The organism is Streptomyces sp. NPDC096136 (genome assembly GCF_044763325.1).
Lineage (GTDB): Bacteria > Actinomycetota > Actinomycetes > Streptomycetales > Streptomycetaceae > Streptomyces.
In genome coordinates, this window is the sequence record NZ_JBIWFZ010000010.1 from 88,700 (window position 1) to 114,126 (window position 25,427).

The window sequence follows — 25,427 nt, forward strand, 5'->3', positions numbered from 1 at the left end:
GCTGTGGGCCGCCTGCGGCCGGTGGGGTCAGGACGGCAGGAGGCGTTGTTCCTTGGCCACGGCCACGGCGCCGGCGCGGGTGTCGACGCCGAGCTTGTCGTAGATGCGACCGAGGTGGGTCTTGACGGTGGCCTCGCTGATGAACAGGGCGCGGGCGATGTCGCGGTTGCCGAGGCCGCGGGCGAGCTGGCCGAGGATGTCGAGTTCGCGGTCGGTGAGGGTGGGGCGGGTGCCGCGCATGTGGGCCATGACGCGGCTGGCGACCGGTGCGGAGAGGGTGGTGCGGCCCGCGGCGGCCGAGTGGATGGCGGCGAAGAGCTCCTCGGGGCGTTCCGCCTTGAGGAGGTAGCCGGTGGCGCCCGCGCCGATGGCCCGGGTGATGTCGGCGTCCGTGTCGTAGGTGGTGAGGACGAGGACGTGCGGGGGGCGGGGGAGCGCGGTGATGCGGCGGGTGGCTTCGACCCCGTCGATGCCCTCGCCGAGCTGGAGGTCCATGAGGACCACGTCGGGGTGGAGCTTGGCGGCGAGGGCGACCGCCTCCTCGCCGCTGCCGGCCTCTCCGAGGACCTCGATGTCCGGTTCGCTGCCGAGCAGGGCCAGCAGTCCGGCGCGGACGACGACGTGGTCGTCGCAGAGGAGGATCGTCGTCATCCCGTGGTCTCCAGGGGGATCGAGGCGGAGAGGACGGTTCCCTCGCCCGGGGTGGATTCGATGGTCAGGGTTCCGCCGAGCTGGCGCACGCGGGCGCGCATCGCCGGGAGGCCGTGGCCGCGGTCGGCGGGGGCGGGGCCGGCGGGGGCCGCGGCGGTGAAGCCCGTGCCGTCGTCGGCGATGTCCAGGACGACCTGGTCGCCGAGGAAGCTGAGGGTGAGGGCGGCGGTGCGGGCGCCGGAGTGCTCGCGGATGTTGGCGAGGGCTCCCTGGGCGATGCGCAGCAGGGCGGACTCGGCGCGGTCGGGGAGCGGGGCGGGGGTGCCCTCCAGGTGGAAGCGGACCTCGAGGTCCGGGCCGGCGTCCAGGGCGCGCAGGGCGTCGGCGAGGCCGGCGCCGTTCTCCAGCTCGGGCGGGGCCAGGTCGTGGACGAGGCGGCGGGCCTCGGCGAGGCCGCGGGCGGCGATGCCGGTGGCGGTGCGGACGTGGGCGCGGGCGGTGGCGGGGTCGGTGTCCCAGGTGCGGTCCGCGGCCTGGAGCAGCATCTGCTGGCTGGAGAGGTGCTGGGCGAGGGTGTCGTGGATCTCCATGGACAGGCGCTGGCGCTCGGCCAGGGTGCCTTCGCGGCGTTCGGTGGCGGCGAGCTCCCGGCGGGTGCGGATCAGGTCGTCGATGAGTGCGCGCTGGGCCTGTGCCTGGCGTTCCATGTGGATGAAGACGGCCGTCGCGAGGGCGGCGACGGCGGGCGGGGCGAGGAGGAGGTTGGGGTCGAAGGCGGTGGAGAGCTTGAGCTGGGCCGCGACGACGAAGACGGTGAGGACGGTGACGAGGGCGACCGCCGCGCGTGGGGGGAGGGTGCGCAGGGCGGTGAAGAAGAGGGGGACGGCGCACCAGGCGAAGCTCGGTGCGAGGACGACGAGGACCACCCAGGTGGCGACGACGAGGCCGAGCCAGAGCCTCCGGCGGAGGGTGGGGGTGCGGGGGGCGGCGCGTTCGGGGGGCGCGTCGGTGGTGGTTCCGCCCACGGCGGGGCCGAGGACGTAGAGCAGGGCCAGGGTGATGCTGAGGGCGATGACCCAGGGGGTGCGGGGTTCGCCGGGGTGGCGGAGGAGGAAGCGGGCCACGGAGGCGCTGAGGAGGAGGAAGAACGCCGTGTGCATGACGGTGGCCAGGGCGCGGGTGTCGGCTTTCCGCGGGGGGTGGCTCACGGCGGGGCTCCTGGGGGGTGGGGACGGGTCCATTGTGCGCCTGCCCTGGCCGGGCGGTTCGGGGCGCGGGCCGGGCGTGGGCGCGCGGTCTCGGGCGGGGCGCGGGAGGGCGGGGTCGGGTGGTGCGGGGTGGGGCCGGGTGGTGGGGCTGGGTGGTGCGGGGTGGTGCCTGGGTTCGAGGGAGGGTGGTGCGGGGTGGTGCCTGGGTTCGAGGGTGGGCCGGGGCCGGGTGCGTTCAGACCGGGGCGGCCATGTCCAGCCTCGCCGGCGTTTGAGGCGCGGGGCCCAGGGCGGAGCCCCGGGACACGGTCCGCAGGCGGGCGGTCTGCGCATGGGCCCGGGGCGGAGCCCCGGGGCGCGGTCCGCAGGCGGGCGGTCTGCGGCGCGGGGTCCGGGGCGGAGCCCAGGGCCTCAGGAAAGCGGGCCGCCGGCCGCACCGCATCGGCCGATCGGATGACCCCCGGGTCAGCCGGTGCGGTCGCCGGGGCGAGCCGGTACGGGGACGGGCGGGGGAGGGGTCGGCGGCGATGGTGGGAGGGAGCCAGTCGAGACCACCAGGAGCAGAGATGAACACCCGTACCCGCGTCCTCACCGGTACCGCCCTCGCCGTCGTCCTCGGCGCCGGGACCTTCGGGGCCGTCAGCGCGAGCGCCACCCCTGCCAAGAAGGACGAGGCGAAGAACAACTTCACCACCTCGACCCACCTGACCGTCGACGCCGCCACCCGTGCCGCCCAGGCCGCGCTCCAGGCCGCCGAGAAGGAGAACCAGAAGGTCACCGTCGCGGTGGTGGACCGCAACGGCAACACCATCGTCACGCTGCGCGGCGACGGCGCCGGCCCGCAGTCCTACGAGTCCGCGCAGCGCAAGGCGTACACCGCCGTGTCCTGGAACGCCCCGACCTCGGTGCTCGCCGGCCGGCTCGCGCAGACCCCGAACCTGAAGGACATCCCCGGCACCCTCTTCCTCGCCGGCGCCGCCCCGGTCCAGGCCGGCGGTGCGCCGGTCGCCGGTATCGGTGTGGCCGGTGCGCCCAGCGGTGACCTGGACGAGAAGTTCGCCAAGGCCGGCGTCGAGGCCCTGGGCAAGTAGTCCCCTCTAGGATCGAACGTGTGGAACACCGCACGCTCACCCGTCTCGCCGCCCCCGCCCTCGCCGTCCTGGTCGCCCTCACCTCGGGCTGTACGGGCGCGACGGTGCAGGGGCGGCCGGGCGCGTCCGGGCTGCGGGACCCGTACTTCCCGCGGGCGGGCAACGGGGGCTACCAGGTCGACCACTACGCGCTGGACCTGGCGTACGACCCGGCCGACGGGGAGCTGCACGGGACGGCCGTGATCACCGCGCGGGCCGAGCAGGGGCTCAGCTCGTTCAACCTCGACCTCAGCGGGCTGAAGGTCGAGGGCGTGGAGGTGCAGGGCGCGGGGGCGCGGTTCAACCGGACCGGCAACGAGCTGACCGTGCGGCCGGCCAAGGACCTGCGCAAGGGCGAGGTCTTCCGTACGAGGGTGGACTACAGCGGGCGGCCCAAGGCGCTGGTCGATCCGGACGGGTCGAAGGAGGGCTGGATCACCGCCGGGGGCGGTGACGCGGTCGCCGTCGGCGAGCCGGTGGGGTCGATGGGCTGGTTCCCCGGCAACCACCATCCCAGTGACAAGGCCGCGTACGACATCACGGTGACCGTTCCCCGGGGGTACGAGGCGGTGTCCAACGGGGAGTTGCGGTCCCGGCGCGACGTGGGCGGGGGGCGGACCGCGTTCGCGTGGCACAGTGCGGAGCCGATGGCGAGCTATCTGGCGACCGTGGCCGTGGGGAAGTTCAAGGTGACCACGGGGAAGACCCCCTCCGGGGTGTCCGTGTACCAGGCCGTGGCGCCCTCCGAGGACGAGGCGGCACGCGCTGCGCTGGCGCGGGTGCCGGAGATGGTGGAGTGGGGGAGCGCGACCTTCGGTCCCTATCCGTTCGGCACGGTCGGTTCGATCGTGATGCCGGCGGGGACCCTCGGGTACGCGCTGGAGGCGCAGACCAAGCCCGTCTACTCGGGTGCGCCCGACGAGGGGCTGGTGCTGCACGAGCTGGCCCACCAGTGGTTCGGGGACTCGGTGTCGCCGAAGTCCTGGAAGGACATGTGGCTGAACGAGGGGTTCGCCACGTACGCGGAGTGGCTGTGGGCGGAGTCCCACGGGGGCGTCTCCGCGCAGCGGCGGTTCGAGGCCTTCCTGGCCGGTGACGCCTCGGTCGACGCGCAGGCCGGGGGTGGCTGGGCGGCCTTTCCGCCGGCCGCGCCGCCGGGGGCCGGGCACATCTCCGACGACCCGGTCTACTACCGGGGTGCGATGGTGCTGCACCGGATCCGGCAGGAGGTGGGGGACGCGAAGTTCTTCGACCTGCTGCGCGGCTGGGCCGCCGACCACCGGTACGGGAACGCGAGCACGGCCGATTTCACCGCGTACGCGGAGCGGCGCACGGGCGTCGACCTGAAGAAGGTCTGGGACGTGTGGCTGTACGGGGAGGGGCGCCCGAAGGCTCCCTAGGGCGTCGGAGGGCGGCGGGACCGGGCGGGGCCCCTTCCCCGGGACGGTGGGGAAGGGGGCTCCGTCGCGGGTCGGGGTCAGACGTTGACGCCGAAGTCCTGGGCGATGCCGGTGAGGCCGGAGGCGTAGCCCTGGCCGACCGCGCGGAACTTCCACTCGGCGCCGTTGCGGTAGAGCTCGCCGAAGACCATGGCGGTCTCGGTGGCGGCGTCCTCGGAGAGGTCGTAGCGGGCGATCTCGGCGCCGCCGGCCTGGTTGACGACGCGGATGTACGCGTTGCGGACCTGGCCGAAGTTCTGGCTGCGGGAGTCGGCGTCGTAGATGGAGACCGGGAAGACGATCTTGTCGACGCTGGCGGGCAGGCCCGCGAGGTTGACCTTGATGGACTCGTCGTCGCCGGAGCCCTCGCCGGTGCGGTTGTCGCCGGTGTGGACGATGGTCTGGTCCGGGGTGGACTTGTTGTTGAAGAAGACGAAGTGGCCGTCGGAGACGACCTTGCCCGTCGCGTCGACCGCGATGGCGGAGGCGTCGAGGTCGAAGTCGACACCGGTCGTCGTACGGACGTCCCAGCCGAGGCCGACCGTGACGGCGCTGAGGCCGGGGGCCTCCTTCGAGAGCGAGATGTTGCCGCCCTTGGACAGGCTTACTGCCATGTGACTGGTGTCCTTCCTCGTCATTCCGGGTGCGTGACCCCGATATGGGGTCAAGCTACCGCTGCCCTTCATAACGCGGGGAGGGGGCGCGGAGGTTCCAGGGGGTTTCCGGGGGGAGTTTCCGAAGCGGCGCCGGAGGTGTCCCCGCGGGTGTCGCCGGAGGTGTTCCCCGGGGTGTTCCCGGGGCGGTAAATGGGGGTGACGGGGGAGGGGCGGGAGCGGATCATAGGGGCATGCCTGGTCCCTATGTCATCCGCGGTGCGGTCGTGCTCCCCGAGGCGGAGCTCGCCTGGCGGTTCTCGCGTTCCTCCGGGCCGGGCGGACAGCACGTCAACACCTCGGACTCGCGGGTGGAGCTGCTGTTCGACGTCGCCGCGACGAAGGCGCTGCCGGCGGTGTGGAAGGAGCGCGCGCTGGAGCGGCTCGCCGCCCGGCTGGTGGACGGGGTGCTGACGGTACGGGCGTCCGAGCACCGGTCGCAGTACCGCAACCGGGAGATGGCGCTGGTCCGGATGGCCGCGGTACTGGCGGAGGCGACGGCGGCCCCGCCGAAGGTCCGGCGGCCGACGAAGATCCCGCGCGGGATCAACGAGCGGCGGCTGCGGGAGAAGAAGGCGCGGGGCGAGACCAAGCGCGGGCGCACCTCGCGGGACTGGTAGCTCCCGCGGCCTCCGCCGCCCCGGCCCGGCCCGCCGCCGCGTTTCCGGCCCGCCCCGTCGCCCCCGCGCGCCCCGCCGCCGCGGGCTACGGCTGCAGGTGGCGGTAGCGGCCGCGGAAGTACGTCAGGGGCGGGGCGTCCGGCGCCGGGAGGCCGGTCGTCAGGACGTGGCCGACGACCAGGGTGTGGTCGCCCGCCGGGATCCGGGAGCGGGTGCGGCACTCCAGGGTGGCCAGGGCCCCCGAGAGCAGCGGGGCCCCCGAGACGGCGCCCCGCTCGTGGGGGAGGTCCGCGAAGAGGAGCCGGTCGCTGATCCGGCCCTTCATGGAGAACCGGCTCGCCACCTGGACCTGGCTGTCCGCGAGCAGGGACACCGCCCACAGCGGCTGTTCCGCGAGCAGGTCGTCCATCCGGGACCCCTCGCGCACGCTCACCAGGACCAGCGGCGGGTCCAGGGACACCGACATGAACGCGGTGGCCGTCATGCCGACGTCCTCGCCGCGCGGCCCGTCGGCGGTCAGGGGCGGCTCGTGGGCGGTGATCAGGCACACGCCCGCCGCCATCCGGGACATGGCGGCGCGGAACTCGTCGTTGCTCACCCCTCCAGGATGGGGGGAGACGGGGGACGCGGGGGCGTAGGGCTGGGGTGCGGGGGTCGTCTTCGGCACGTACCGCACGCTAGTACGGTCGCCCTGGGGCGCACATCGGGCGCTGGTCCGAGCCGCGTCCCCGCCGCAGGGACTAGGCCCGGGCGTATCGTTTGCTCACGGGAAGGCGGAGGAGTGCCCCTCGTCCTCAACAGGCCTGTACCACAGCAGTATTCATCTCATGTGACTTGAGTCACAGAGGGCAAGATTTGTTGACCCTGTGTACCTGCCGCACAGCTCACTGTGATTCAGTGGACGGGACACCGCAACGAAACGCCGATGACAAACCTGGAGTTGCTGTCGAGGTCTCGGGGAGAGCGAGCAATGGAGACCGAGTCGGAGCCGTACGTCCGTCTTGCGACCCTGCGGCAGCTGCACCAGGTGGTGGCCGAGCTCAACACGGCCCGGAGCCTGGCGGACACTCTGCAGACCGTCGTGGACGGCATCGTGCGCGGCCTCGGCTACGAGCTCGCCTGCGTCAACCTCGTACGCCCTGACGGCGATCTCGTCGTCGCCGCCTTCGCCGGGGACCCCGCCGCCGAGGCCCTCATCACCGGCCGCGTCGGCTCCCGCGCCGCCTGGGAGCGCCGCCTGACCATGGGTGAGGACTGGGACGGCCTGCGCTTCATCCCGCACACCGAGGGCTGGGTGCTGCTGGAGGACGACGTGCCCCAGTGGCATACGGAAGGACCCGATCCGCGCTTCGAGGACGAGTGGCACCCCGAGGACCGGCTCTACGCCCCCATGTACGCGACGGGCGGGGAACTTCTGGGTGTCATCTCGGTGGACAGACCGCGCAACGGCCGGCGCCCCGGCGCGTGGGGCCGCGAGGCGCTCCAGATGTACGCCTTCCAGGCGGCCATTGCGATCAGCAACGCGCGCCTGCGCGCGAACATGCAGCGGGCCCTGGTGCGGCTGGAGCGCGAGCAGCAGGCGCTGCGGGCCAGCGAGGAGTCGTTCCGGCAGGCCTTCGAGTACGCGCCCAGCGGCATGGCCATCGCCGAGATGGGCGGCGACCAGCACGGCCGGCTGCTGCGGACCAACGACGCCCTCTGCCGGCTGCTCGGCCGGCCCGCGTCCGTGCTGCGGCGGTACTCCTTCTCCGACCTCGTCCACCCCGAGGACATCGGGACGCTGCTGCGCACCTCCGCCGAAGGGGGCCGGGCCGAACTGCGGCTGGGGCGGCGCGACGGCACGTACGTCTGGGTGAGCCTGCGCAACTCCGTCGTCGCGGACGCCGCCGACGGGCCGAGGTTCCTCCTCACGCACGTCGAGGACATCGAGGAGCGCAAGCGGCACGAGCTCCAGCTCGCCCACCGCGCCAGCCACGACTCCCTCACCGGCCTGCCCAACAGCGCCGAGCTGCGCGCCCGGCTCGGCGCCCGGCTGTGCCGGCGGCCCCAGTCGGTGCGGGCCGGCGCGGTGGAGGCGTTGGACGCGGCCTTCGAGGGCCGTGCGGAGGGCGTCGGCGTCGGCGCCGGCGAGCACGGGTACGACGGCTTCCCCGCCGTGGGCGCGGGCGGCGCGCCGCCGGGCCCCGACGGGTTCGACTTCCCCGCCGGGTTCCCCGGGCAGCCCGAGGGCCCGTACGACCACCACGTGCACACGGTGGCGCCCGCCTCGGAGGTCGACGACGGGACCAAGGGGCTCGCCGTGCTCTTCTGCGACCTCGACGGGTTCAAGTCGATCAACGACCGGTTCGGGCACCACACCGGCGACGCCGTCCTCATCGAGGTGGCCCGGCGGCTGACCACGGGCGTCCGGGACGGCGACACCGTCGCCCGGCTCGGCGGTGACGAGTTCGTCGTCCTCGCCGACGGCCTCGGCGCCGCCGACGCCGCCGACCTCGCCGTGCGGCTGCGCAACGCGATCATCCCGCCGATCCGCGTGGACGGCCGGGCCGTGCGCGTCGGCGCGAGTTTCGGCATCGGCTGGGCCAGCTGCGGAATGTCCGCCGACGAGGTGCTGCGCTCCGCCGACCAGCGCATGTACATCGAGAAGCGGTCCCGCTCCAAGGCCCACCACCGGGCCGGTTGACCGGATCGGCCACCCGTGGGCGCACGTGTTCGGGGTAGGCTCCCGTGGGTCGAAAGGAGTGACCTGCGATGACGACGCCCGCGAACAACGGCCCGCACGGTGGGGCGAACCAGCCCGAGGACGACGACCCGTTCGGCTACCTCTACGCGGACGGCCAGGCCGCCGGAGCCACCCCGCCCGGTCAGGGCGGCGGATACGGCTACCCCGGTCCCGCGGTCGGAGGGCAGCCCGGTGCTCAGCCCGGGGTCCCCCGCACCTCGTACAACCAGGTGCGCACGGTCGGCGAGCGGACGTACGGCGGCCAGCGCGGCGCCGTCCCCCAGCAGCAGCCCCCGCAGGCCTACCAGGCCCAGTACCAGGCCCCCGAGGCCCTCCAGGCCAACGGCTACGGGGTCCCGCAGCAGCCGTCCCCCCAGTCCCAGACCCAGCAGGTGCCCCCGCCGGGCGGCCGCGGCCGCGGCGGCAGCGGCGCCGGCTCCAGCCGCAAGGGCCTGCTCATCGCGGCGGTCGCCGTGGTGGGCGCGGTCGCGATCGGCATCGGCGCGGCCCTGACCTTCGGCGACAAGGGCGACGACAAGAAGGGCAAGAACCAGGCCTCCCAGTCCCAGCAGCCGGTCCCCCCGAAGGGCAACCAGGGCTCGGACGGCCCGAGCGCCTCCCCGGAGCCCTCGAAGACCCCGCTGCCCAAGGGGGAGGCCGCCGGTGCCGGCATGGCCCTCACCGGCGGCGCCGCCCTGCAGAACACGGTGCAGGGCGCCAAGAGCTCGGGCGGCCAGTACGTCGGCAACTTCAACCAGGTCGGCGCGGCGCTGACCTGGACGCTGGACGTGCCGACGGCGGCCCAGTACAAGCTGAAGATCAGTTATGCGGTGCCGGGCAAGGCCGCGAGCACCACGCTGACGGTCAACGGCGACCAGCAGAGCCGCCCGATAAACATGAACAACTTCTCCAACGCCAAGCCGGGCGAGTGGGACAAGTGGACGTACACCCACTCCAACGTGGACCTGAAGAAGGGTACGAACACCGTCAAGATCTCCTGCGAGACCGGCAACCAGTGCGAGATCATCATCGATCAGCTCTGGCTGGAGCCGCTGTAGCCGGCCCCTAGCCCGGCTGACAGGGCGTGACCTCCACCGACCCCCGTACCTCCGCGTAGGTGCGGGGGTCGAACTCTCCCGCCGCCGGGGCGTGGACCGTGGCCGTGGAGAGGGCCACCGCGCGGGTGAGGCGGTCGGGCCAGGGGAGGTCCTCCGCCAGGGCCGACAGGAGGCCCGCCACCGCCGAGTCGCCCGCGCCCGTCGGGTTCCCCTTCAGGGTGCGGGGCGGGGTGGCCTGCCAGGTGCCCTCGGGGGTGGCGGCCAGGAGGCCCTCGGGGCCCAGGGAGGTGACCACCGCGTGGGCGCCGCGGCGGCGGGCGTCACGGGTGGCGGGGAGCGGGTCGCGCGAGCCCGTCAGCTCGGCGAGTTCGGCCGCGTTGGGCTTGATGATCTCCGGCCGGGCGGCGACCCCGCGGCGCAGCGCCTCGCCGCTGGTGTCCAGGAGCACGGGGGCGCCGGCCGCGCGGGCGGCCCGTACCAGGACCGCGTACGCGCCGACCGGCACGCCGGGCGGCAGGCTCCCGCACAGGGCCACCGCGCGGGCCCCGGCGGCGAGTTCGGTGTAGCGGGCGAGGAAGGCCGACCATTCGGCGGCCGTGATCTGCGGGCCCGGCTCGTTGAACTGGGTGGTGTCGCCCGAGCTTTCGTCGACGACCGCCAGGGTGCGGCGGGTGGTGCCGGCGCAGGGGACGAGGGCGTCCACCACGCCGGGGGAGCCGGCGAGCAGGTCCCGTACGACCGCGCCGGCCGGGCCGCCCGCGAAGCCCGTCGCCGTCACCTCGTGGCCGAGCGCGGCGAGCACGCGGGCCACGTTCAGGCCTTTGCCGCCCGCCCGTTCGGTGACGGCGGTGACCCGGTGGGAGGTGTGCGGCAGCAGTCGCGGCACCCGGTGGGTGACGTCGAGCGCGGTGTTGAGCGTCACGGTGAGGATCATGGCCAGTCCCGGTCTTGGTGTGTGCCGGGATCATGCCAAATGGCGGGCGGCCAGCCCAGCCCTCCGGGCCGGTCGCCCCGCTTCCGCGGCGGCGAAGGGCCGGTTCAGCCCAACGGGCTGACGATCCATTCGCCCCGCCGCATGACGCCCTTGACGTCGAACTCCGCGTCCAGGACCACCAGGTCGGCGTACTTGCCCGGCTCCAGCGAGCCGACCTCGCCGTAGAGGCCCAGCAGCTTGGCCGGGTTCGCGGAGATCGCCTGCACCACGGACTCGACGGGCAGCCGGTCGACCGTCACCGACCGCTTGAAGGCCGTGTCCAGGGTGAGGGTGGAGCCCGCGATGGAGCCGCCCTCCACGAGCCGGGCGACCCCGTCCCGCACCTCCACCTCCAGCGGGCCCAGGTGGTAGGTGCCGTCGCCGAAGCCGGCCGCGTCCATCGCGTCGGTGATCAGCGCGACGCGGTGGGCGCCCGCGTGGTGGAAGGCCAGCTCCAGCATGGCCGGGTGCAGGTGGGTGCCGTCGTTGATCAGCTCGACGGTGACCCGCTCGTCCTCCAGCAGCGCCGCGATGGGGCCGGGGGCGCGGTGCTCCAGGCCGGGCATCGCGTTGTACAGGTGGGTGGCGACCGTCGCGCCCGCGTCGATGGCCTGGCGCGTCTGGTCGTACGTGGAGTCCGTGTGGCCGATCGCCGCGATCACCCCGTGCTCGGCGAGCAGGCGTACGGAGTCCAGCCCGCCGGGCAGCTCGGTGGCGAGGGTGACCATGCGGGCGGCGCCGTGCGCGGCGTCGACCAGCTTGCGGACCTCGGCGGGGTCGGGGTCGCGCAGCAGGTCCTCCTTGTGCGCGCCCTTGCGGCAGGGGTTGATGAACGGGCCCTCGAAGTGGATGCCGGCGATCTCTCCCTGCTGCGTGAGCTCGGCGAGCAGCGCGGCGCGGCGGGCCAGCTCGTCGAGGTCGCCGGTGACGGTGGAGGCGACGAGGGTGGTCGTGCCGTGCTCGCGGTGGGTCCGGACGCCGGTCAGGACCTCCTCGGCGGTGCCGGAGGTGAAGGAGGCGCCGCCGCCGCCGTGGTTGTGCATGTCCACGAAGCCGGGGACGATCCAGTGCCCGGACAGGTCGACGGGGCGGGCGTCCTCGTGGGCGCTGCCCGCGATCCGCTCGCCCTCGACGATGACGCGGCCGCCCGCCACGATCCCGGTGGGCAGCACCACCCTGGCGCCGGAGAGAACGGTGCTCTGTGCGCGTCCGGACATCAGGCAGGTACCTCCGTGGCGAGTAGGTCCCAGGCGAGCAGCCCTGCGCCCAGGCATCCGGCGGTGTCCCCGAGGGCGGCCGGAACGATCTCGGGCAGCCGCTGGAACGTCACGCGTTCCCCGACGGCCGTCCGCAGTGGTGTGAACAAGGTTTCCCCCGCCTCGGCGAGCCCGCCACCGATGATCAGCGTGCTCGGGTCCAGCAGGGTGATCGCGGTGACCAGCCCGTCGGCGAGCGCGGCGATGGCGCCCAGCCAGACCTCCTCGGCGCGTACGTCGCCCGACTCCACGGCCTTGGCGCAGTCGGCCGCGTCCGCCCCGGGGGCGCCGGAGGCGGCCTCCCAGGCCCGCGAGACGGCGGAGGCGGAGGCCAGGGTCTCCAGGCAGCCGTGCTGGCCGCAGCCGCAGGCGGGTCCGCCGGGGCGGACCACGATGTGGCCGATCTCGCCGGCGTAGCCGTGGGCCCCGGCCTCGATACGGCCGGCGATGCCGATGGCGCCGGCGATGCCGGTGCCGAGGGGGACGAACAGGAAGCGGTCGGCGCCGCGGCCGGCGCCGATGCGGCCCTCGGCGAGCCCGCCCGTGCGGACGTCGTGGCCCAGAGCCACCGGGATGCCGCCGAGGCGCGCGCTGAGCAGCTCGCGCATCGGCACGTCGCGCCAGCCCAGGTTCGCCGCGTACACGGCGATGCCGCGCTCGGCGTCCACGATGCCCGGGACGGCGACCCCGGCGGCCGAGGCGGCCGTGCCGAAGCGCTCCCGGCCGAGGCCGAGGAGCTCGGCGGCGAAGTCCAGGATCGTCTCGACGACGGCTTCGGCGCCCCGCTCGCGGCTGGTGGCGCGGCGCGCCTCGTGCAGCAGGGTGCCGTCTCCGGCGATGAGGGCGGCCTTCATCCCGGTGCCGCCCACATCGAGGGCGATGACGTGTTTCACGGGTTTCACAGAGGACAGTCTCGCGTGCTCGAAGGGGAAAGGTCTAGTCCATTGGACGGGATTGTTGAGCGGCCATACAAATCCGGGAGCCCTGTTCCGGCGCGTTCGGAGACAGTTTCGAAACAGTCCGCGCGTGACCCCGCTGCCAGATGTGGAAGAGCCGCCAAAGTGGTGTAGACCTTACGTCGGATCGTACGTACAACCTGGGATGGATCGAGAACTGTGAAGGGCCGTTACCTGAGGCTGGCCGCGTCCGGCGCCGCACTGTGGCTGACCGGCGTGGCGCTGACGGGCTGTGGGACCGTGTCGGGCCTCGCCGGGAACAACGAGGTGACCCTGCGGGTCGTGGCGGCCGACTACGGCGACAATCCGCAGAACTCCTCGACCGGCTACTGGAAGAACCTCGCCGCCGCCTTCGAGAAGGACAACCCGGGCGTCAAGGTCGAGGTCAGCGTCTACTCCTGGTCGGAGGTCGACGCCAAGGTCGCCGCGATGGTCAAGGCCGGCAAGGCCCCCGACATCGCCCAGATCGGCGCCTACGCCGACTACGCCGAGGCCGGCAAGCTCTACACCGCCGACGAGCTGCTCTCCGTGAAGACCGAGGCCGACTTCCTCGCCCCGCTCGCCGACGCGGGCAAGGTCCGGCGCGTCCAGTACGGCATGCCGTTCGTGGCCAGCACCCGGCTGCTCTTCTACAACACCAAGCTCCTCGGCGACGCCGGGGTCATCCCCAAGGACGGCTCCACCCCCTGGCAGCCCAAGAGCTGGGCCGACGTCGAGGCGGCCGCCAAGAAGCTCAAGGCCGCGAACGTCCCCACCCCCTTCGCCCTGCCCCTGGGCCGCGAGGAGGCCCAGGCCGAGACGATGATGTGGATGCTCTCCGGCGGCGGCGGCTACACCGACAACGAGGAGGCGTACGCGATCGACGCCCCCGAGAACGTCAAGACCTTCGAGTTCCTGCGCGACAGGATGGTCGGCCAGGGCCTCACCGGCCCCGTCGAGCCCGGCAAGCTCGACCGGCAGGCCGCCTTCGACGGCTTCACCCGGGGCGAGGTCGGCATGCTCAACGGCCACCCGACGCTGCTGAAGCAGGCCGCCGGCAAGGGCGTGAAGTTCGGCATGGTCGCCATGCCCACGGCGGACGGCGCCGACCACTCCACGATGGGCGTCGCGGACTGGGTGATGGCCTTCAAGAACGGCCACAGGAAGGAGGCCGGCAAGTTCCTCGACCAGCTGTACTCGGCGAAGAACGTGACCACCTTCACCAGCACCTACGACCTGCTGCCGGTCACCACCAGCGGCTACCGCGCGATGGAGGCCGCGAGCGGCGGCTCCGCGACCCAGCTGCGCACCTTCCTGACCGCCCTGCCCAACGCCCGCCTGTACCCGGTGGGCAAGAAGTCCTGGGCCGGGGTCAGCGAGGACGTGAAGCAGAACATCGGCAAGGCGGTCCAGCCGGGCGGCCAGCCGGCGAAGGTCCTGCAGCAGATCGCGGACTCGGCCCGCAAGGCGGACGGCGAGAAGTAGGCCCCGCCGGGACCGGCGGCCGGGCGCGGCCGCCGGGGGCGCTGTCCGTGGGCGGCGTTAGTGTGGCGGTATGACAGACGGCGGCCAGGCGGGTGAGACGGGCACGGCGGCGGAGCCGGCCGGCGACCGGCTGAGCGCCGCCGAGGCCGCAGAGGGTTCCGCCGACGCCGCGGAGGGCCGGCTGAGCGCCGCCGAGGTCGCGGTGCTCGCGTACGAGGGCCGCAGCTGGCCCGGGCCCGGTGCCAAGGAGCGGGCGATACGGGAGGGGCTCGGGCTGAGCCCCGTGCGGTACTACCAGCTGCTCAACGCGCTGATGGACGACCCCCGGGCCCTCGCCCACGCCCCCGGCACCGTCAACCGGCTCCGCCGCATCCGCGAGGCCCAGCGGGCCCGGCGGTAGGACCGGGCCACGGGTCCGCACCGGATCGTTCCCGGAGGGTCTGGGCGGGGTCCCGGCCGCGCCGGTAGGGTCGTCCGCATGGGGAGCCATCCGCACGACCCGCCGATGCCCGTGCCCGTCACCGCCGCCGGACGCGAGGGACTCGAGGCCCTCCTCCGCGCACCCCGCAGAGCCGTGGTCGCCCTCGACTTCGACGGCACCCTCGCCGACATCGTCCCCGACCCCGACCAGGCCCGCGCCCACCCGGACGCCGTGCCCGCGATCTCCGCGCTGGCCCCCGAGGTGGCGGCCGTCGCCGTGGTCACCGGCCGCCCCGCCGGGGTCGCCGTCCGCTACGGCGGCTTCGCCGGCGTGCCGGGGCTGGAGCACCTGGTGGTCCTCGGCCACTACGGGGCCGAACGCTGGGACGCCGTCACGGGCGTCGTGCACGCCCCCGCCGAACACCCCGGGGTGGCGGCCGTACGGGCCGAGCTGCCCGGCTTCCTCGACGCGATCGGGGCGTGGCGCGGGACCTGGATCGAGGAGAAGGGCCAGGCGCTGGCCGTCCACACCCGGCGGGCGGAGGACCCCGAGGCCGCGTTCGAGGCGCTGCGGAAACCCCTCGCGGAGCTCGCCGCCCGCCACGGGCTGATCGTCGAGCCGGGCCGGGCCGTCCTGGAACTGCGGCCGCCGGGGATGGACAAGGGCGTCGCCCTGACGGAGTTCCTGCGCGAGCGCGACGCGGGACCGGTGCTGTACGCGGGGGACGACCTGGGCGACCTCGCGGCGTACGCGGCGGTCGAGAAGCGCCGGGCGGAGGGCCTCCCGGGCCTCCTGGTGTGCAGCGGCTCGGCGGAGGTCCCCGAACTCGCGGCCCGGGCCGACCTGGTCCTCCCGGGCCCGGCCGCGGTGGCGGCGTTCCTGTCCCGGCTGGCGGCCGAGCTGCGGGAGTAGGCGGTACGGGGCTCGCGGTGCGGGCCGGCCGGCGCCCCCTGGAGGGCGACTGAGGCCGGCCCGCCCGGCCTCAGTCGCCCAGGGCCTCCAGCTGCGCCGTGAACCAGGCCGCCGGGGGGAGGGCCGTGGCGGCCGCCGCGAGGCGCTTCGTGCGGGCCGTGCGTTCCTCCTGCGGCATCGAGAGGGCCGCGTGCAGGGCTTCGGCCGTGGCCGTGACGTCGTACGGGTTCACCGTCAGCGCGTCCTGGTGGAGCTCCTCGTACGCCCCCGCCCCCGTCGACAGGACCAGCACGCACCCCGCCTCCGAGACCACCGGGATCTCCTTCGCGACCAGGTTCATGCCGTCGCGCACCGGGTTGATCAGGGCCACGTCCGCCATCCGGTACGCCGCCAGCGACCGGTCGAAGTCGTCCTGCACCGACACCAGCACCGGCTCCCAGTCCGCCGTCCCGAACTCCGCGTTGATCTCCGCCGCCAGGTCCGCGACGGCGGCCGTGTAGCTGCGGTAGACCTCCAGGTCCTGGCGGGAGGGGTAGGCCGAGGCCAGCTGGACCACCCGGCCCCGCCACTCGGGGTGGGCGGTCAGCAGTTCCCGGTAGGCGAGCAGGCCGCGCAGGATGTTCTTGGACAGTTCCGTGCGGTCCACGCGGACGATGGTCCGCCGGTCGCCGACCTCGGCGCGGAGCGCGGCCAGCTTCGCGTCGACCTCCGGGCGGTGGGCGAGCGCCCGCAGGTCGTCCCCGTCCACGCCCAGGGGGTACTGGCCCACGCCGGTGAAGCGGGTCTCCCCGTACCGGCCGTCCTCCGCCAGCCTGCGGTGGTGCACCCCGCCCGGGTGGTCCTCCCGGGGGACGAACCCGTCCGCGACGCCGTGGACGTCGTCGAAGGTGGCGCCGCTGATGAAGGCGGCGGCCCAGGCCGCGGTGTGGAAGCCCAGCTGGTCCGCGCCGAGCATCCCCCACACCAGCCGGCTGCGGATGTCGTCCGGGAGCATGTGCAGGAAGTCGGCCGAGGCCCAGGGCGTGTGCGTGAAGTGCGCGATCCGCAGGTCCGGGCGCAGCTCCCGCAGGGCCCCCGGGACCAGGGCCAGGTGGTAGTCCTGGACCAGGACGCGGGCGCCCTCCGCCGCCTCCTGCGCGAGCGCTTCGGCGAAGGCCTGGTTGTAGGCGGTGTACGCGTCCCAGCGGCGCCGGAACTCGGCGTCGAAGACGGGTTCGCGCGGGACGTCGTAGAGGTGGTGGTGGGTGAACCAGAGCACCGAGTTCGCGATGCCGTTGTACGCGTCGTGGTAGACCGCGGGATCGATGTCCAGCATCCGCACGCCGGGCTCGGACACCCCGCGCCGGACGGCCTCGCGGTCGGCGTCGGAGAGGGGCGCGCAGATCCACAGGGCCCCGGGCTGCGCCGCGAGGGCCGCGGACAGGCCGGAGACCAGACCGCCCCCGCCGCGCCGGGCGCTGAGCGTGCCGTCGGCGGCGAGGGCGTACGAGAGCGGGCCGCGGTTGGCGGCGACGAGTACCTGAGAAGCCATGCCGCGAACCTAGCCCGGGGTCTCCTCGCTCAAACGTCCGGGAAATGACCGGTTCGTCACGTACCGGTCACGGGGGACCCGCTTTCCGCCTCACGCCACGCGCCGGACCGCGTACTCCTCGATCTCCAGCATCGGCGGCCGCTCCTCGGTGTCCACGGGGTAGGTGTGCGGAACGAACCCGTCCGGCCCCCTCTCGAACTGGGTGAGCTCCGGCCGTACGAGGTGGGCGCGCGAGAGCCGCAGCTGTGCGGTGCGGTAGATCGCGGCGGCCATCCGGCCCAGTGCCTGCCCGCTCTGGTGCCGGTGCAGCCGGACGCCGACGTCGACCTGGGCCAGCGCGTCCAGCCCGACGGTGTGCAGGGCGTCGACCAGCAGGCCGAGCTCGACCCCGTAGCCGACGGGGAACGGCAGGCGCTCCAGCAGGGAGCGGCGTACGGCGTACTCGCCGCCGAGGGGCTGGACGAAGCCGGCCAGCTGCGGCCAGTGGAGGTTGAGGAGGGGGCGGGCCACCAGTTCCGTGACGCGTCCGCCCTGGCCGGGGGCGTCCCCCAGCGGGCGGTCGTACATCGCCTTGACGAACTGCACCTGCGGGTCGGTCAGCAGCGGGCCGACGATGCCGGAGACGAAGGCGGACGAGAAGTCCCGCAGGTCGGCGTCGACGAAGCAGACGACGTCCCCGGTGGTGGCGAGCAGGGAGCGCCAGAGCACCTCGCCCTTGCCGCGCACGGCGGGGATGCGGGGGAGGATCCCGTCCCGGTGCACCACGCGGGCGCCGGCCTTCGCGGCGACCTCGGCCGTACGGTCGCCCGACCCGGAGTCGACGACGACCAGCTCGTCCACCAGGGGGAACGGCAGGCCCTCGATCAGGTCGCGCCGGATCACCTCGACGATCTCCCCGACCGTGGCCTCCTCGTCGAGTGCCGGCAGCACCACGCTCACCGTGGTCCCGGCCGCCCGTTTCCGCTCCAGCAGCTGGTCGAGCGGTCGGTCGGCGGCGGACCAGGAGCGGTCGGCCAGCCAGCGCTCCACCTCATCCAGCACCCTCAGTACTCCCTGGTCACTCGGCGGCGGCGTCACACCCGGCGGATTTGGGCCGAATTGTGATCCATCTCGCGGTTCGGACAGCCGTCTCAAGCGGCTGTCCCTTCGGTTACAGTCTTGAACAACGCGAAGGTCCACCGCATGCCGGGGGTCCTCGCGGACAAACGCACCGGCGCGCCATCGAGCGCGTGTGCCGGTGCCATACCGCTCATCCAGAGGGGCAGAGGGACACGGCCCGTTGAAGCCCCGGCAACCCTCCAGTCGGTTCTCGCTCGCGCGGGGCCCCGGCTAGGGAAGGTGCCAATTCCGTCTCATGGCGAAGTGCGCCATGGGGAAGATGAGGAGAAAGGGCCTCGCCATCATGGCTGCACAGACTGTCGCCACTTCCGCCACTCCCGGATCCGTCGATCTCGGCCCCGCCACCGGCCTTTCCTGTCGTGAGTGCGGTAACCGCTTCGAGCTCGGCCCCATCTTCGCCTGCGTCGAGTGTTTCGGTCCGCTGGAGGTCGCCTACGAGCTGCCGGCCGGTGACCCGGAGGCCCTTCGCGCGGCGATCGAGGCCGGCCCGAACAACATCTGGCGCTACGCGCCGCTGCTGCCCGTCCCCGCGGACGTGGCGTCCAAGCCCAGCCTGAACCCCGGTTTCACCAAGCTGGTGGACGCGGCGAACCTGGCCAAGGAGCTGGGCGTCACCGGCAAGCTGTACGTCAAGGACGACTCCGGCAACCCGACGCACTCCTTCAAGGACCGCGTCGTGGCGATCGCCGTCGAGGCCGCCCGCGCCTTCGGCTACACCACCCTCTCCTGCTCCTCCACCGGCAACCTGGCCGGCGCCGTCGGCGCCGCGGCCGCCCGCGCCGGCTTCCGCTCCTGCGTGTTCATCCCGCACGACCTGGAGCAGGGCAAGGTCGTCATGGCCGGTGTCTACGGCGGCGACCTGGTCGGCATCGAGGGCAACTACGACGACGTCAACCGCTTCTGCTCCGAGCTCATCGGCGACCCGCTGGGCGAGGGCTGGGGCTTCGTCAACGTCAACCTGCGCCCCTACTACGGCGAGGGCTCCAAGACCCTGGCGTACGAGATCTGCGAGCAGCTCGGCTGGCGGCTGCCCGACCAGATCGTCATCCCGATCGCCTCCGGCTCGCAGCTCACCAAGATCGACAAGGGTCTGCAGGAGCTGATCAAGCTCGGTCTGGTCGAGGACAAGCCCTACAAGATCTTCGGCGCCCAGGCCGAGGGCTGCTCCCCGGTGTCGACCGCCTTCAAGGCCGGCCACGACGTGGTCCGCCCGCAGAAGCCGAACACGATCGCCAAGTCCCTGGCCATCGGCAACCCGGCGGACGGCCCGTACGTGCTCGACATCGCGCGCCGCACCGGCGGCTTCGTCGAGGACGTCACCGACGAGCAGGTCGTCGAGGCCATCAGGATCCTGGCGCAGACCGAGGGCATCTTCGCCGAGACCGCCGGCGGCGTGACCGTCGGCGTGACGAAGAAGCTGATCGAGAACGGGCAGCTCGACCCCTCGCTGACCACCGTGGTCCTGAACACCGGTGACGGCCTCAAGACCCTGGAGGCGGTGGCCGGCTCCGGCCAGACCGCCACCATCCGCCCGAGCCTGGACGCGTTCCGCGCCGCCGGCCTGGCCTGACCCTTCCCCAGCACTCCACGGAAAGGCGGTAGCGCCATGAGCGTCAACGTCCGCATCCCCACCATCCTGCGCACCTACACCGGCGGCGCCGCCGAGGTCCCGGCCGAGGGGGCGACCCTCGCCGAGGTCATCGACTCGCTTGAGGCGAACCACCCGGGCATCGCCGCGCGCGTCCTGGACGACCAGGGCAAGCTGCGCCGCTTCGTGAACGTCTACGTCAACGACGACGACGTGCGCTTCGAGGGCGGCCTGCAGGCGGCGACGCCGGACGGCGCCGGCGTCTCGATCATCCCCGCCGTGGCGGGCGGCTGCTGACCCCGGGAATCTGAATTGCCCCCTCCGCTAAAAGCGGAGGGGGCAATTCTGCTTGATTGGGCGCGGTAGAGTTGGGGAAGTCCCCTCCGCTGTTCTTGCCCGCCGCATATGAACGGGCTGCGAGAGGGTTGACATTGAGTCAACATGCGTGTGGCTTTTGGGGCATTGGTGCGGGTTGTCTGGCCCGACTTGCCCAGGAATAGGCCAACTTTTCAGCCCATTTCCCCTTTTGTGCGTGTCCAGATTTCTCGTCGGAATGACCTGTTGCAGACAGCAGCGGTGCAGATACATTCAGCCCCGGTCGAGGCGTTCCGGCGCAAGTTCTGACCCGGGTCCGCGAAGTGCGGACCTGCGCAAGGGCCAGTAATAGGGGAGTTAGGCATGGCTCAGGGCACCGTCAAGTGGTTCAACGCGGAGAAGGGCTACGGCTTCATCGCGGTCGACGGTGGTGCGGATGTGTTCGTCCACTACAGCGCCATCCAGATGGACGGGTACCGCACCCTTGAAGAGGGTCAGCGGGTCGAGTTCGAGATCTCGCAGGGCCAGAAGGGTCCGCAGGCGGACATGGTCAAGCTCGCGGCCGGCTGAGTCGAAGCGCGATCGGCCACCGACGCACGCACCAACACGTGAGGGGCCCCATCCCGGACGGGATGCGGGCCCCTCACGTATGTCCCGGTACGGGCGCCCCGGGACGGCATGGCTCGAAGCCGCTTGCACTCGTGGGGGCCGAGTGCTAATCATTGGCGTTAGCACTCTCCGGGTGAGAGTGCTACAAGACGAGGACCGGGCCGGTGAGGCCCGCAGGGTCCGGCGGGAAGGAACCGCCGGGTCGGCAGGCCGTCCGTCGCGGGCGCGGGCGCGGTCCGGAGCAATCCACCCTCCCCTGACGCCTGGCGGCGTGGGGGGAACCCCAGTCCTGGAGGACCACTTCAGATGGCCAAGATCATTTCGTTCAACGAGGAGGCCCGGCGCGGTCTCGAGCGTGGCATGAACCAGCTCGCCGATGCCGTCAAGGTCACCCTTGGCCCCAAGGGTCGCAACGTCGTCCTTGAGAAGAAGTGGGGTGCGCCCACGATCACCAACGACGGCGTCTCCATCGCCAAGGAGATCGAGCTCGAGGACCCGTACGAGAAGATCGGCGCCGAGCTGGTCAAGGAAGTCGCCAAGAAGACGGACGACGTCGCCGGCGACGGTACGACCACCGCCACCGTCCTCGCCCAGGCGCTCGTCCGCGAGGGTCTGCGCAACGTGGCCGCCGGTGCCAACCCGATGGCCCTCAAGCGTGGTATCGAGAAGGCCGTCGAGGCCGTCTCCGCCGCCCTGCTCGCCCAGGCCAAGGATGTCGAGACCAAGGAGCAGATCGCTTCCACGGCCTCCATCTCGGCCGCCGACACCCAGATCGGCGAGCTCATCGCCGAGGCCATGGACAAGGTCGGCAAGGAAGGCGTCATCACCGTCGAGGAGTCCCAGACCTTCGGTCTGGAGCTGGAGCTCACCGAGGGCATGCGCTTCGACAAGGGCTACATCTCGGCGTACTTCGCCACCGACATGGAGCGTATGGAGGCGTCGCTCGACGACCCGTACATCCTGATCGTCAACTCCAAGATCGGCTCGGTCAAGGACCTGCTGCCGCTCCTGGAGAAGGTCATGCAGTCCGGCAAGCCGCTGCTGATCATCGCCGAGGACGTCGAGGGCGAGGCCCTGTCGACCCTGGTCGTCAACAAGATCCGCGGCACCTTCAAGTCCGTCGCCGTCAAGGCCCCGGGCTTCGGCGACCGCCGCAAGGCCATGCTCGGCGACATCGCCATCCTCACGGGCGGCACCGTCATCTCCGAGGAGGTCGGCCTCAAGCTGGAGAACGCCGGTCTCGACCTGCTCGGCCGCGCCCGCAAGGTCGTCATCACCAAGGACGAGACCACCATCGTCGACGGTGCCGGTGACAGCGACCAGGTCCAGGGCCGCGTCAACCAGATCCGCGCCGAGATCGAGAACTCCGACTCGGACTACGACCGCGAGAAGCTCCAGGAGCGCCTCGCGAAGCTGGCCGGCGGCGTGGCCGTCATCAAGGCCGGTGCCGCGACCGAGGTCGAGCTCAAGGAGCGCAAGCACCGCATCGAGGACGCCGTCCGCAACGCCAAGGCGGCCGTCGAAGAGGGCATCGTCGCCGGCGGTGGCGTGGCCCTGCTCCAGGCCTCCTCGGTCTTCGAGAAGCTGGAGCTCTCGGGTGACGAGGCGACCGGCGCCAACGCCGTGAAGCTCGCGCTGGAGGCCCCGCTGAAGCAGATCGCCGTCAACGGTGGTCTCGAGGGCGGCGTCGTCGTGGAGAAGGTGCGCAACCTGGCCGTCGGCCACGGTCTGAACGCCGCCACGGGCGAGTACGTCGACATGATCGCCGAGGGCATCATCGACCCGGCGAAGGTGACGCGCTCCGCGCTGCAGAACGCCGCGTCCATCGCCGCGCTCTTCCTGACCACCGAGGCCGTCATCGCCGACAAGCCGGAGAAGGCCGCCGCCGCTCCGGGCGGCATGCCGGGCGGTGACATGGACTTCTGATCGGCCCCTGGCTGATCGGCTGTTCTCGAACGAGGGCGGCACCCCTTCCGGACGGAGGGGGTGCCGCCCTCGGGCGTTTCCGGGGTCCTCGGAAACTCGAACGTCGGTGGCGCCGACGACGTCTCCATGGGTGTGGCCCGCTCGGCCGTGATCGTCACCGTGGTCCTCCGGGTGGCGTACCGCCCCAGAACGTGGTGTGCCTCGTCCAGTGGCGGGGTGCGCGCCATGCCCGGGTTGCGAGACGGAGCAACACCGTCAGGGGGGGCTTTGGTTGACTGTGGGTATGAGCGAGCTCTTCATCAAGATCTGCGGGCTGAAGACGCCCGAGGACGTCGACGTGGCGGTGGAGGCGGGGGCCGGCGCCGTCGGGTTCGTGCTCGCGCCGAACAGCCCCCGCACCGTCGGGGCCGACCTGGCGCGCGAGCTGGCCGCGCGGGTGCCGGCGGAGGTGCTCACCGTCGGGGTGTTCCGCGGGCAGCCGCTGGAGGAGGTGCGCCGGCTCGCGGAGGAGAGCGGCGTACGCGGGGTGCAGCTGCACGGCGACGAGCCGCCCGCGTACTACCAGGAGCTCCGCGCGCCCGGCCGCACCCTCCTGCGCGCCACCGCCGAGCACGTCGCGCGCTGCGGCGAGTACGGCGAGGACCTGCTGCTGATCGACGCCCCCGACCCCGGCTCCGGCAAGCCCTGGAACTGGGGTTCCGCGGATTTCGCGGCGCCCGAGGGCCGCTGGCTGCTGGCCGGCGGGCTCAATCCGGCCAACGTCCGCGAGGCCCTCGGGGCCACCGGCGCCTGGGGAGTGGACGTCTCCAGCGGGGTCGAGCGGGAGCGCGGGGTGAAGTCCCCCGACCTCATCCGGGCGTTCATCGGCGCCGCGCAATCATATGATTACTCTGTGTGAGAACACGGGGGTGCCGGGCCGTACGGCGGGCAGGACATCCCCATGGAATCGGACAACTCCGGATGGCTGCGGCGCCTGACCGCCCGCCTCCTCCCCGCAGCCGGCGGCGGGGGCCTGCCGGTGTTCACGCCGCGCAGCACCCCCGTCTTCACCGCCGACTTCGCCTCCCCCGCCCAATGGGTCGCCGGCCGCTCCTGGGCCTATCCCGACGGCGGCCCGGTCAACCCGGGCGACAACAAGCTCGACCACCTCGTCGAGGACCCCTCCTACAGCCGCGGCGGCACCTTCCGGGCGACCCGCCGCACCGACGGCAACTGGAACACCGGCCTGCTCACCACCGAGGGCAGTGACCAGGACTTCATGGTCCGCACCGGTGACGTCCTGGAAGCCCGCGTCAGGCTGCCCGCCGAGACGGGCGCCTGGCCCGCGATCTGGACCTGGCGCGACGGCGGCCAGGAGATCGACGTCTTCGAGTACCACCCCGACAACCCCGACCTGCTGGAACTCTCCAACCACGTCCGCGAGGCCCACCGCTACTACCGTGACGCCTCGGTCCGCCCCGGGGGCTGGATCGACCTGAGGACCGAGTTCGGCAGGCGGTCCGTCGTCTGGTGGGTCAACGGCGCCCGCGTCTTCTCCGACGGGCGGGGCGTGGGCCGCGGCTGGCGGGCGTACCTCATCGTCAACCTGTCGGTCTCCGCCGGCCGGTACCACCCGGCGCCGGGCCCCGCCCAGACGGAGATGTCGTACGAGGTCTCCGCGCTGCGCGTGTACAGGCCGTAGGACCTTCCCCGCCCGGGCCCTTTCCCGCCCGGGCCCTCCCCCGCTCCCCGGGCGGCGGTCGGCGGGGCCGCCGATAATGGGTGCCGTGGACCCGCCGCGCAGCACGACCCGGGCGAAGGCCACGGTCCGGCCCAAGGGGTCCGGCCTGGCGTTCTGGCCGTTCGGCGTACGGGCGGCCGTGCTCCTGGTCCCCCTCCTGCTGGTCGTCCTGGCCGTCGCCTGGGGCGCCGCGCGGACCGGTCTGGGCCTGGAGACCGTGTCGGCCGGGTGGGTCCTGCTGGCCATCGTCGCCCTGAGCCTGCTGCCCGTCCTGCTGGTGGTGCTCAGCGGGGTCGCCTCCAGCGGCGGGACCGTCGAACTGGGCACCGTCAAGATCGCCCTCACGGCGGCGGCCGGCTCCCGGCGGGGCCTGGCCGTCCCCCGGAACGTGGTCCCCGAGCAGGGCGTCTCCCTGGCCGGCCCCGGCGGGGGCGAGGCCGTCACCTCGCTGCGGGGCCTGCGCGGCACCGAGGTCGTCATCGTCGACCTGGAGGACGGCCACGCCTGGTGGGAGCACCGGCTGCTGCTCCTGTGCTCCGCGGCCGCCCGGCTCGGCCGGCCCGCGGTGGTCGTCTTCACCGCCCAGCGGCAGGGCAGGCCGGGGCAGTTCGTCGGCTGGGCGAGCCCGGCCGACCTCCTCCAGCGCCTCCAGGACGGCGACCCGGGCCTGCGCAAGGCGTACCTGGAGGCCGCCGGCCAGGCCACCGGGGTCCGGCTCGCCGAGGCGTCGGGGCCGGCGCCGTCGGCGCGGCTGATGAAGGAGCTCGGCCTGGAGGGCATGCGCCGTCTGACCCACCCGCCGCCGCGCGACGCCCTCAACCCGTTCCTGGAGGAACAGCTCCTGGCCCGCGGCCTGGACCGGTTCGACACCGCGCCCGAGGAGATCGACGTCCCGCGGCTGCTGGCGCTGTTCACCCCCGTCCTGCACACGCGGGCGCTGGAGCACACCGACGACGACGCGGCCTGGCTCCGGGCGGCCCTCCTCGACGAGGGCGACTACATCGCCTTCACGGACGCCGGCCGCTACACGGGCATCATGTCGGGCGGCGCCGTCGCCAGGGCGGCCCTGCTCGCCCTGCTGCCGCCGGACACGGGCGCCTGAGGGGCCCTCCGCCCGCCTGAACGGGCGGTGTTGGCCCACATGGGTGATGATGGG

At 73.0% G+C, this 25,427-nt stretch carries 24 protein-coding genes and 1 riboswitch; of the genes, 15 read left to right on the forward strand and 9 right to left on the reverse strand.

All coding sequences use genetic code 11. The annotated features are described in order from the left end of the window. Positions 1 to 27 precede the first annotated feature (27 nt). Both ACIRBY_RS21695 and ACIRBY_RS21700 read right to left on the reverse strand, forming a co-directional pair. Positions 28 to 651 (reverse strand): response regulator transcription factor, encoded by a 624-nt coding sequence (locus tag ACIRBY_RS21695; protein ID WP_365149665.1) that lies wholly within the window; start codon positions 649 to 651, stop codon positions 28 to 30. Continuing rightward, positions 648 to 1,892, reverse strand: a complete 1,245-nt coding sequence (locus tag ACIRBY_RS21700; protein ID WP_403902518.1) for a sensor histidine kinase — start codon at positions 1,890 to 1,892, stop codon at positions 648 to 650. The genes ACIRBY_RS21695 and ACIRBY_RS21700 overlap by 4 nt, the downstream gene beginning before the upstream one ends. Positions 1,893 to 2,425: 533 nt before the next feature. On the opposite strand from ACIRBY_RS21700, the gene ACIRBY_RS21705 reads away from it, so the two are divergent. Both ACIRBY_RS21705 and ACIRBY_RS21710 read left to right on the forward strand, forming a co-directional pair. Then, on the forward strand, positions 2,426 to 2,950 hold the full coding sequence (locus tag ACIRBY_RS21705) for a heme-binding protein (RefSeq protein WP_403902520.1): 525 nt from the start codon (positions 2,426 to 2,428) through the stop codon (positions 2,948 to 2,950). 20 nt (positions 2,951 to 2,970) lie between these two features. Beyond that, the gene (locus ACIRBY_RS21710) at positions 2,971 to 4,389 is read left to right on the forward strand and encodes a M1 family metallopeptidase (protein ID WP_403902523.1); all 1,419 of its coding nucleotides are present in this window, start codon (positions 2,971 to 2,973) and stop codon (positions 4,387 to 4,389) included. A 77-nt stretch (positions 4,390 to 4,466) separates the two neighbouring features. Here ACIRBY_RS21710 and ACIRBY_RS21715 read toward each other — a convergent pair whose 3' ends face one another. Next, entirely contained in the window at positions 4,467 to 5,042 is a 576-nt protein-coding gene (locus tag ACIRBY_RS21715; protein ID WP_045952052.1) for a TerD family protein, read from the reverse strand. A gap of 233 nt (positions 5,043 to 5,275) precedes the next feature. On the opposite strand from ACIRBY_RS21715, the gene arfB reads away from it, so the two are divergent. Beyond that, complete coding sequence (arfB, locus tag ACIRBY_RS21720) at positions 5,276 to 5,701, forward strand: alternative ribosome rescue aminoacyl-tRNA hydrolase ArfB (protein WP_042816468.1); 426 nt, start codon at positions 5,276 to 5,278, stop codon at positions 5,699 to 5,701. An 85-nt stretch (positions 5,702 to 5,786) separates the two neighbouring features. Here arfB and ACIRBY_RS21725 read toward each other — a convergent pair whose 3' ends face one another. After that, the gene (locus ACIRBY_RS21725) at positions 5,787 to 6,368 is read right to left on the reverse strand and encodes a flavin reductase family protein (protein ID WP_403902527.1); all 582 of its coding nucleotides are present in this window, start codon (positions 6,366 to 6,368) and stop codon (positions 5,787 to 5,789) included. Positions 6,369 to 6,671: 303 nt separating this feature from the next. On the opposite strand from ACIRBY_RS21725, the gene cdgB reads away from it, so the two are divergent. Both cdgB and ACIRBY_RS21735 read left to right on the forward strand, forming a co-directional pair. Next, a complete protein-coding gene (gene cdgB / locus ACIRBY_RS21730; protein WP_403902530.1) occupies positions 6,672 to 8,384 on the forward strand; it encodes a diguanylate cyclase CdgB in 1,713 nt (570 codons plus the stop codon). A gap of 68 nt (positions 8,385 to 8,452) precedes the next feature. Beyond that, positions 8,453 to 9,481 carry a CBM35 domain-containing protein gene (locus tag ACIRBY_RS21735; protein ID WP_403902532.1) on the forward strand — a complete coding sequence of 343 codons (1,029 nt, stop codon included), beginning with the start codon at positions 8,453 to 8,455 and terminating at the stop codon, positions 9,479 to 9,481. 7 nt (positions 9,482 to 9,488) lie between these two features. Here ACIRBY_RS21735 and ACIRBY_RS21740 read toward each other — a convergent pair whose 3' ends face one another. The 3 genes from ACIRBY_RS21740 to ACIRBY_RS21750 all read right to left on the reverse strand — a co-directional run bounded on the left by ACIRBY_RS21740 (position 9,489) and on the right by ACIRBY_RS21750 (position 12,603). Next, on the reverse strand, positions 9,489 to 10,415 hold the full coding sequence (locus ACIRBY_RS21740; RefSeq protein WP_403902535.1) for a 1-phosphofructokinase family hexose kinase: 927 nt from the start codon (positions 10,413 to 10,415) through the stop codon (positions 9,489 to 9,491). 104 nt (positions 10,416 to 10,519) lie between these two features. Further along, positions 10,520 to 11,671: an N-acetylglucosamine-6-phosphate deacetylase gene (gene nagA, locus ACIRBY_RS21745; protein ID WP_403902537.1), complete on the reverse strand. Its 1,152-nt coding sequence runs from the start codon at positions 11,669 to 11,671 to the stop codon at positions 10,520 to 10,522. Beyond that, positions 11,671 to 12,603, reverse strand: a complete 933-nt coding sequence (locus ACIRBY_RS21750; RefSeq protein ID WP_403902882.1) for an ROK family protein — start codon at positions 12,601 to 12,603, stop codon at positions 11,671 to 11,673. The genes nagA and ACIRBY_RS21750 overlap by 1 nt, the downstream gene beginning before the upstream one ends. A 237-nt stretch (positions 12,604 to 12,840) precedes the next feature. Here ACIRBY_RS21750 and ACIRBY_RS21755 point away from each other — a divergent pair, with 237 nt between their 5' ends. The 3 genes from ACIRBY_RS21755 to otsB all read left to right on the forward strand — a co-directional run bounded on the left by ACIRBY_RS21755 (position 12,841) and on the right by otsB (position 15,463). Further along, positions 12,841 to 14,130 (forward strand): extracellular solute-binding protein, encoded by a 1,290-nt coding sequence (locus ACIRBY_RS21755; protein WP_403902885.1) that lies wholly within the window; start codon positions 12,841 to 12,843, stop codon positions 14,128 to 14,130. A 70-nt stretch (positions 14,131 to 14,200) separates the two neighbouring features. After that, on the forward strand, positions 14,201 to 14,530 hold the full coding sequence (locus ACIRBY_RS21760; RefSeq protein WP_403902539.1) for a DUF3263 domain-containing protein: 330 nt from the start codon (positions 14,201 to 14,203) through the stop codon (positions 14,528 to 14,530). A gap of 78 nt (positions 14,531 to 14,608) precedes the next feature. Beyond that, entirely contained in the window at positions 14,609 to 15,463 is an 855-nt protein-coding gene (otsB, locus tag ACIRBY_RS21765; protein WP_403902541.1) for a trehalose-phosphatase, read from the forward strand. A 70-nt stretch (positions 15,464 to 15,533) separates the two neighbouring features. Here otsB and ACIRBY_RS21770 read toward each other — a convergent pair whose 3' ends face one another. Together ACIRBY_RS21770 and ACIRBY_RS21775 are read right to left on the reverse strand one after the other, a co-directional pair. Next, positions 15,534 to 16,994 (reverse strand): trehalose-6-phosphate synthase, encoded by a 1,461-nt coding sequence (locus ACIRBY_RS21770; protein WP_403902543.1) that lies wholly within the window; start codon positions 16,992 to 16,994, stop codon positions 15,534 to 15,536. Positions 16,995 to 17,084: 90 nt separating this feature from the next. Then, positions 17,085 to 18,035 (reverse strand): glucosyl-3-phosphoglycerate synthase, encoded by a 951-nt coding sequence (locus tag ACIRBY_RS21775; protein ID WP_403902545.1) that lies wholly within the window; start codon positions 18,033 to 18,035, stop codon positions 17,085 to 17,087. Positions 18,036 to 18,240: 205 nt separating this feature from the next. Further along, a riboswitch (SAM riboswitch) is annotated at positions 18,241 to 18,379 on the forward strand. Here ACIRBY_RS21775 and thrC point away from each other — a divergent pair. The 7 genes from thrC to ACIRBY_RS21810 all read left to right on the forward strand — a co-directional run bounded on the left by thrC (position 18,373) and on the right by ACIRBY_RS21810 (position 25,373). Further along, on the forward strand, positions 18,373 to 19,683 hold the full coding sequence (gene thrC / locus ACIRBY_RS21780) for a threonine synthase (protein ID WP_403902547.1): 1,311 nt from the start codon (positions 18,373 to 18,375) through the stop codon (positions 19,681 to 19,683). (Overlaps the previous riboswitch by 7 nt.) Before the next feature lie 36 nt (positions 19,684 to 19,719). Further along, entirely contained in the window at positions 19,720 to 19,998 is a 279-nt protein-coding gene (locus ACIRBY_RS21785) for a MoaD/ThiS family protein (RefSeq protein WP_042816999.1), read from the forward strand. A gap of 381 nt (positions 19,999 to 20,379) precedes the next feature. After that, the gene (locus ACIRBY_RS21790) at positions 20,380 to 20,586 is read left to right on the forward strand and encodes a cold-shock protein (RefSeq protein WP_008743607.1); all 207 of its coding nucleotides are present in this window, start codon (positions 20,380 to 20,382) and stop codon (positions 20,584 to 20,586) included. 345 nt (positions 20,587 to 20,931) lie between these two features. Beyond that, entirely contained in the window at positions 20,932 to 22,551 is a 1,620-nt protein-coding gene (gene groL / locus ACIRBY_RS21795) for a chaperonin GroEL (RefSeq protein WP_042817001.1), read from the forward strand. A 283-nt stretch (positions 22,552 to 22,834) separates the two neighbouring features. Further along, complete coding sequence (locus ACIRBY_RS21800) at positions 22,835 to 23,449, forward strand: phosphoribosylanthranilate isomerase (protein ID WP_403902550.1); 615 nt, start codon at positions 22,835 to 22,837, stop codon at positions 23,447 to 23,449. Positions 23,450 to 23,491: 42 nt separating this feature from the next. Further along, complete coding sequence (locus tag ACIRBY_RS21805; protein WP_403902552.1) at positions 23,492 to 24,232, forward strand: beta-glucanase; 741 nt, start codon at positions 23,492 to 23,494, stop codon at positions 24,230 to 24,232. Between the two features lie 85 nt (positions 24,233 to 24,317). Next, the gene (locus tag ACIRBY_RS21810; protein ID WP_403902554.1) at positions 24,318 to 25,373 is read left to right on the forward strand and encodes a hypothetical protein; all 1,056 of its coding nucleotides are present in this window, start codon (positions 24,318 to 24,320) and stop codon (positions 25,371 to 25,373) included. The last annotated feature ends 54 nt before the right edge of the window (positions 25,374 to 25,427 follow it).

What these genes read in the sequence shown, in the direction of transcription:
- ACIRBY_RS21695 (WP_365149665.1), bottom strand. Translation starts at nt 651, where the DNA reads ATGACGACGATCCTCCTCTGCGACGACCACGTCGTCGTCCGCGCCGGA.
- ACIRBY_RS21700 (WP_403902518.1), bottom strand. Translation starts at nt 1,892, where the DNA reads ATGGACCCGTCCCCACCCCCCAGGAGCCCCGCCGTGAGCCACCCCCCG.
- ACIRBY_RS21705 (WP_403902520.1), top strand. Translation starts at nt 2,426, where the DNA reads ATGAACACCCGTACCCGCGTCCTCACCGGTACCGCCCTCGCCGTCGTC.
- ACIRBY_RS21715 (WP_045952052.1), bottom strand. Translation starts at nt 5,042, where the DNA reads ATGGCAGTAAGCCTGTCCAAGGGCGGCAACATCTCGCTCTCGAAGGAG.
- arfB (WP_042816468.1), top strand. Translation starts at nt 5,276, where the DNA reads ATGCCTGGTCCCTATGTCATCCGCGGTGCGGTCGTGCTCCCCGAGGCG.
- cdgB (WP_403902530.1), top strand. Translation starts at nt 6,672, where the DNA reads ATGGAGACCGAGTCGGAGCCGTACGTCCGTCTTGCGACCCTGCGGCAG.
- ACIRBY_RS21735 (WP_403902532.1), top strand. Translation starts at nt 8,453, where the DNA reads ATGACGACGCCCGCGAACAACGGCCCGCACGGTGGGGCGAACCAGCCC.
- ACIRBY_RS21740 (WP_403902535.1), bottom strand. Translation starts at nt 10,415, where the DNA reads ATGATCCTCACCGTGACGCTCAACACCGCGCTCGACGTCACCCACCGG.
- nagA (WP_403902537.1), bottom strand. Translation starts at nt 11,671, where the DNA reads ATGTCCGGACGCGCACAGAGCACCGTTCTCTCCGGCGCCAGGGTGGTG.
- ACIRBY_RS21760 (WP_403902539.1), top strand. Translation starts at nt 14,201, where the DNA reads ATGACAGACGGCGGCCAGGCGGGTGAGACGGGCACGGCGGCGGAGCCG.
- otsB (WP_403902541.1), top strand. Translation starts at nt 14,609, where the DNA reads ATGGGGAGCCATCCGCACGACCCGCCGATGCCCGTGCCCGTCACCGCC.
- ACIRBY_RS21770 (WP_403902543.1), bottom strand. Translation starts at nt 16,994, where the DNA reads ATGGCTTCTCAGGTACTCGTCGCCGCCAACCGCGGCCCGCTCTCGTAC.
- thrC (WP_403902547.1), top strand. Translation starts at nt 18,373, where the DNA reads ATGAGGAGAAAGGGCCTCGCCATCATGGCTGCACAGACTGTCGCCACT.
- ACIRBY_RS21785 (WP_042816999.1), top strand. Translation starts at nt 19,720, where the DNA reads ATGAGCGTCAACGTCCGCATCCCCACCATCCTGCGCACCTACACCGGC.
- ACIRBY_RS21790 (WP_008743607.1), top strand. Translation starts at nt 20,380, where the DNA reads ATGGCTCAGGGCACCGTCAAGTGGTTCAACGCGGAGAAGGGCTACGGC.
- groL (WP_042817001.1), top strand. Translation starts at nt 20,932, where the DNA reads ATGGCCAAGATCATTTCGTTCAACGAGGAGGCCCGGCGCGGTCTCGAG.
- ACIRBY_RS21800 (WP_403902550.1), top strand. Translation starts at nt 22,835, where the DNA reads ATGAGCGAGCTCTTCATCAAGATCTGCGGGCTGAAGACGCCCGAGGAC.
- ACIRBY_RS21805 (WP_403902552.1), top strand. Translation starts at nt 23,492, where the DNA reads ATGGAATCGGACAACTCCGGATGGCTGCGGCGCCTGACCGCCCGCCTC.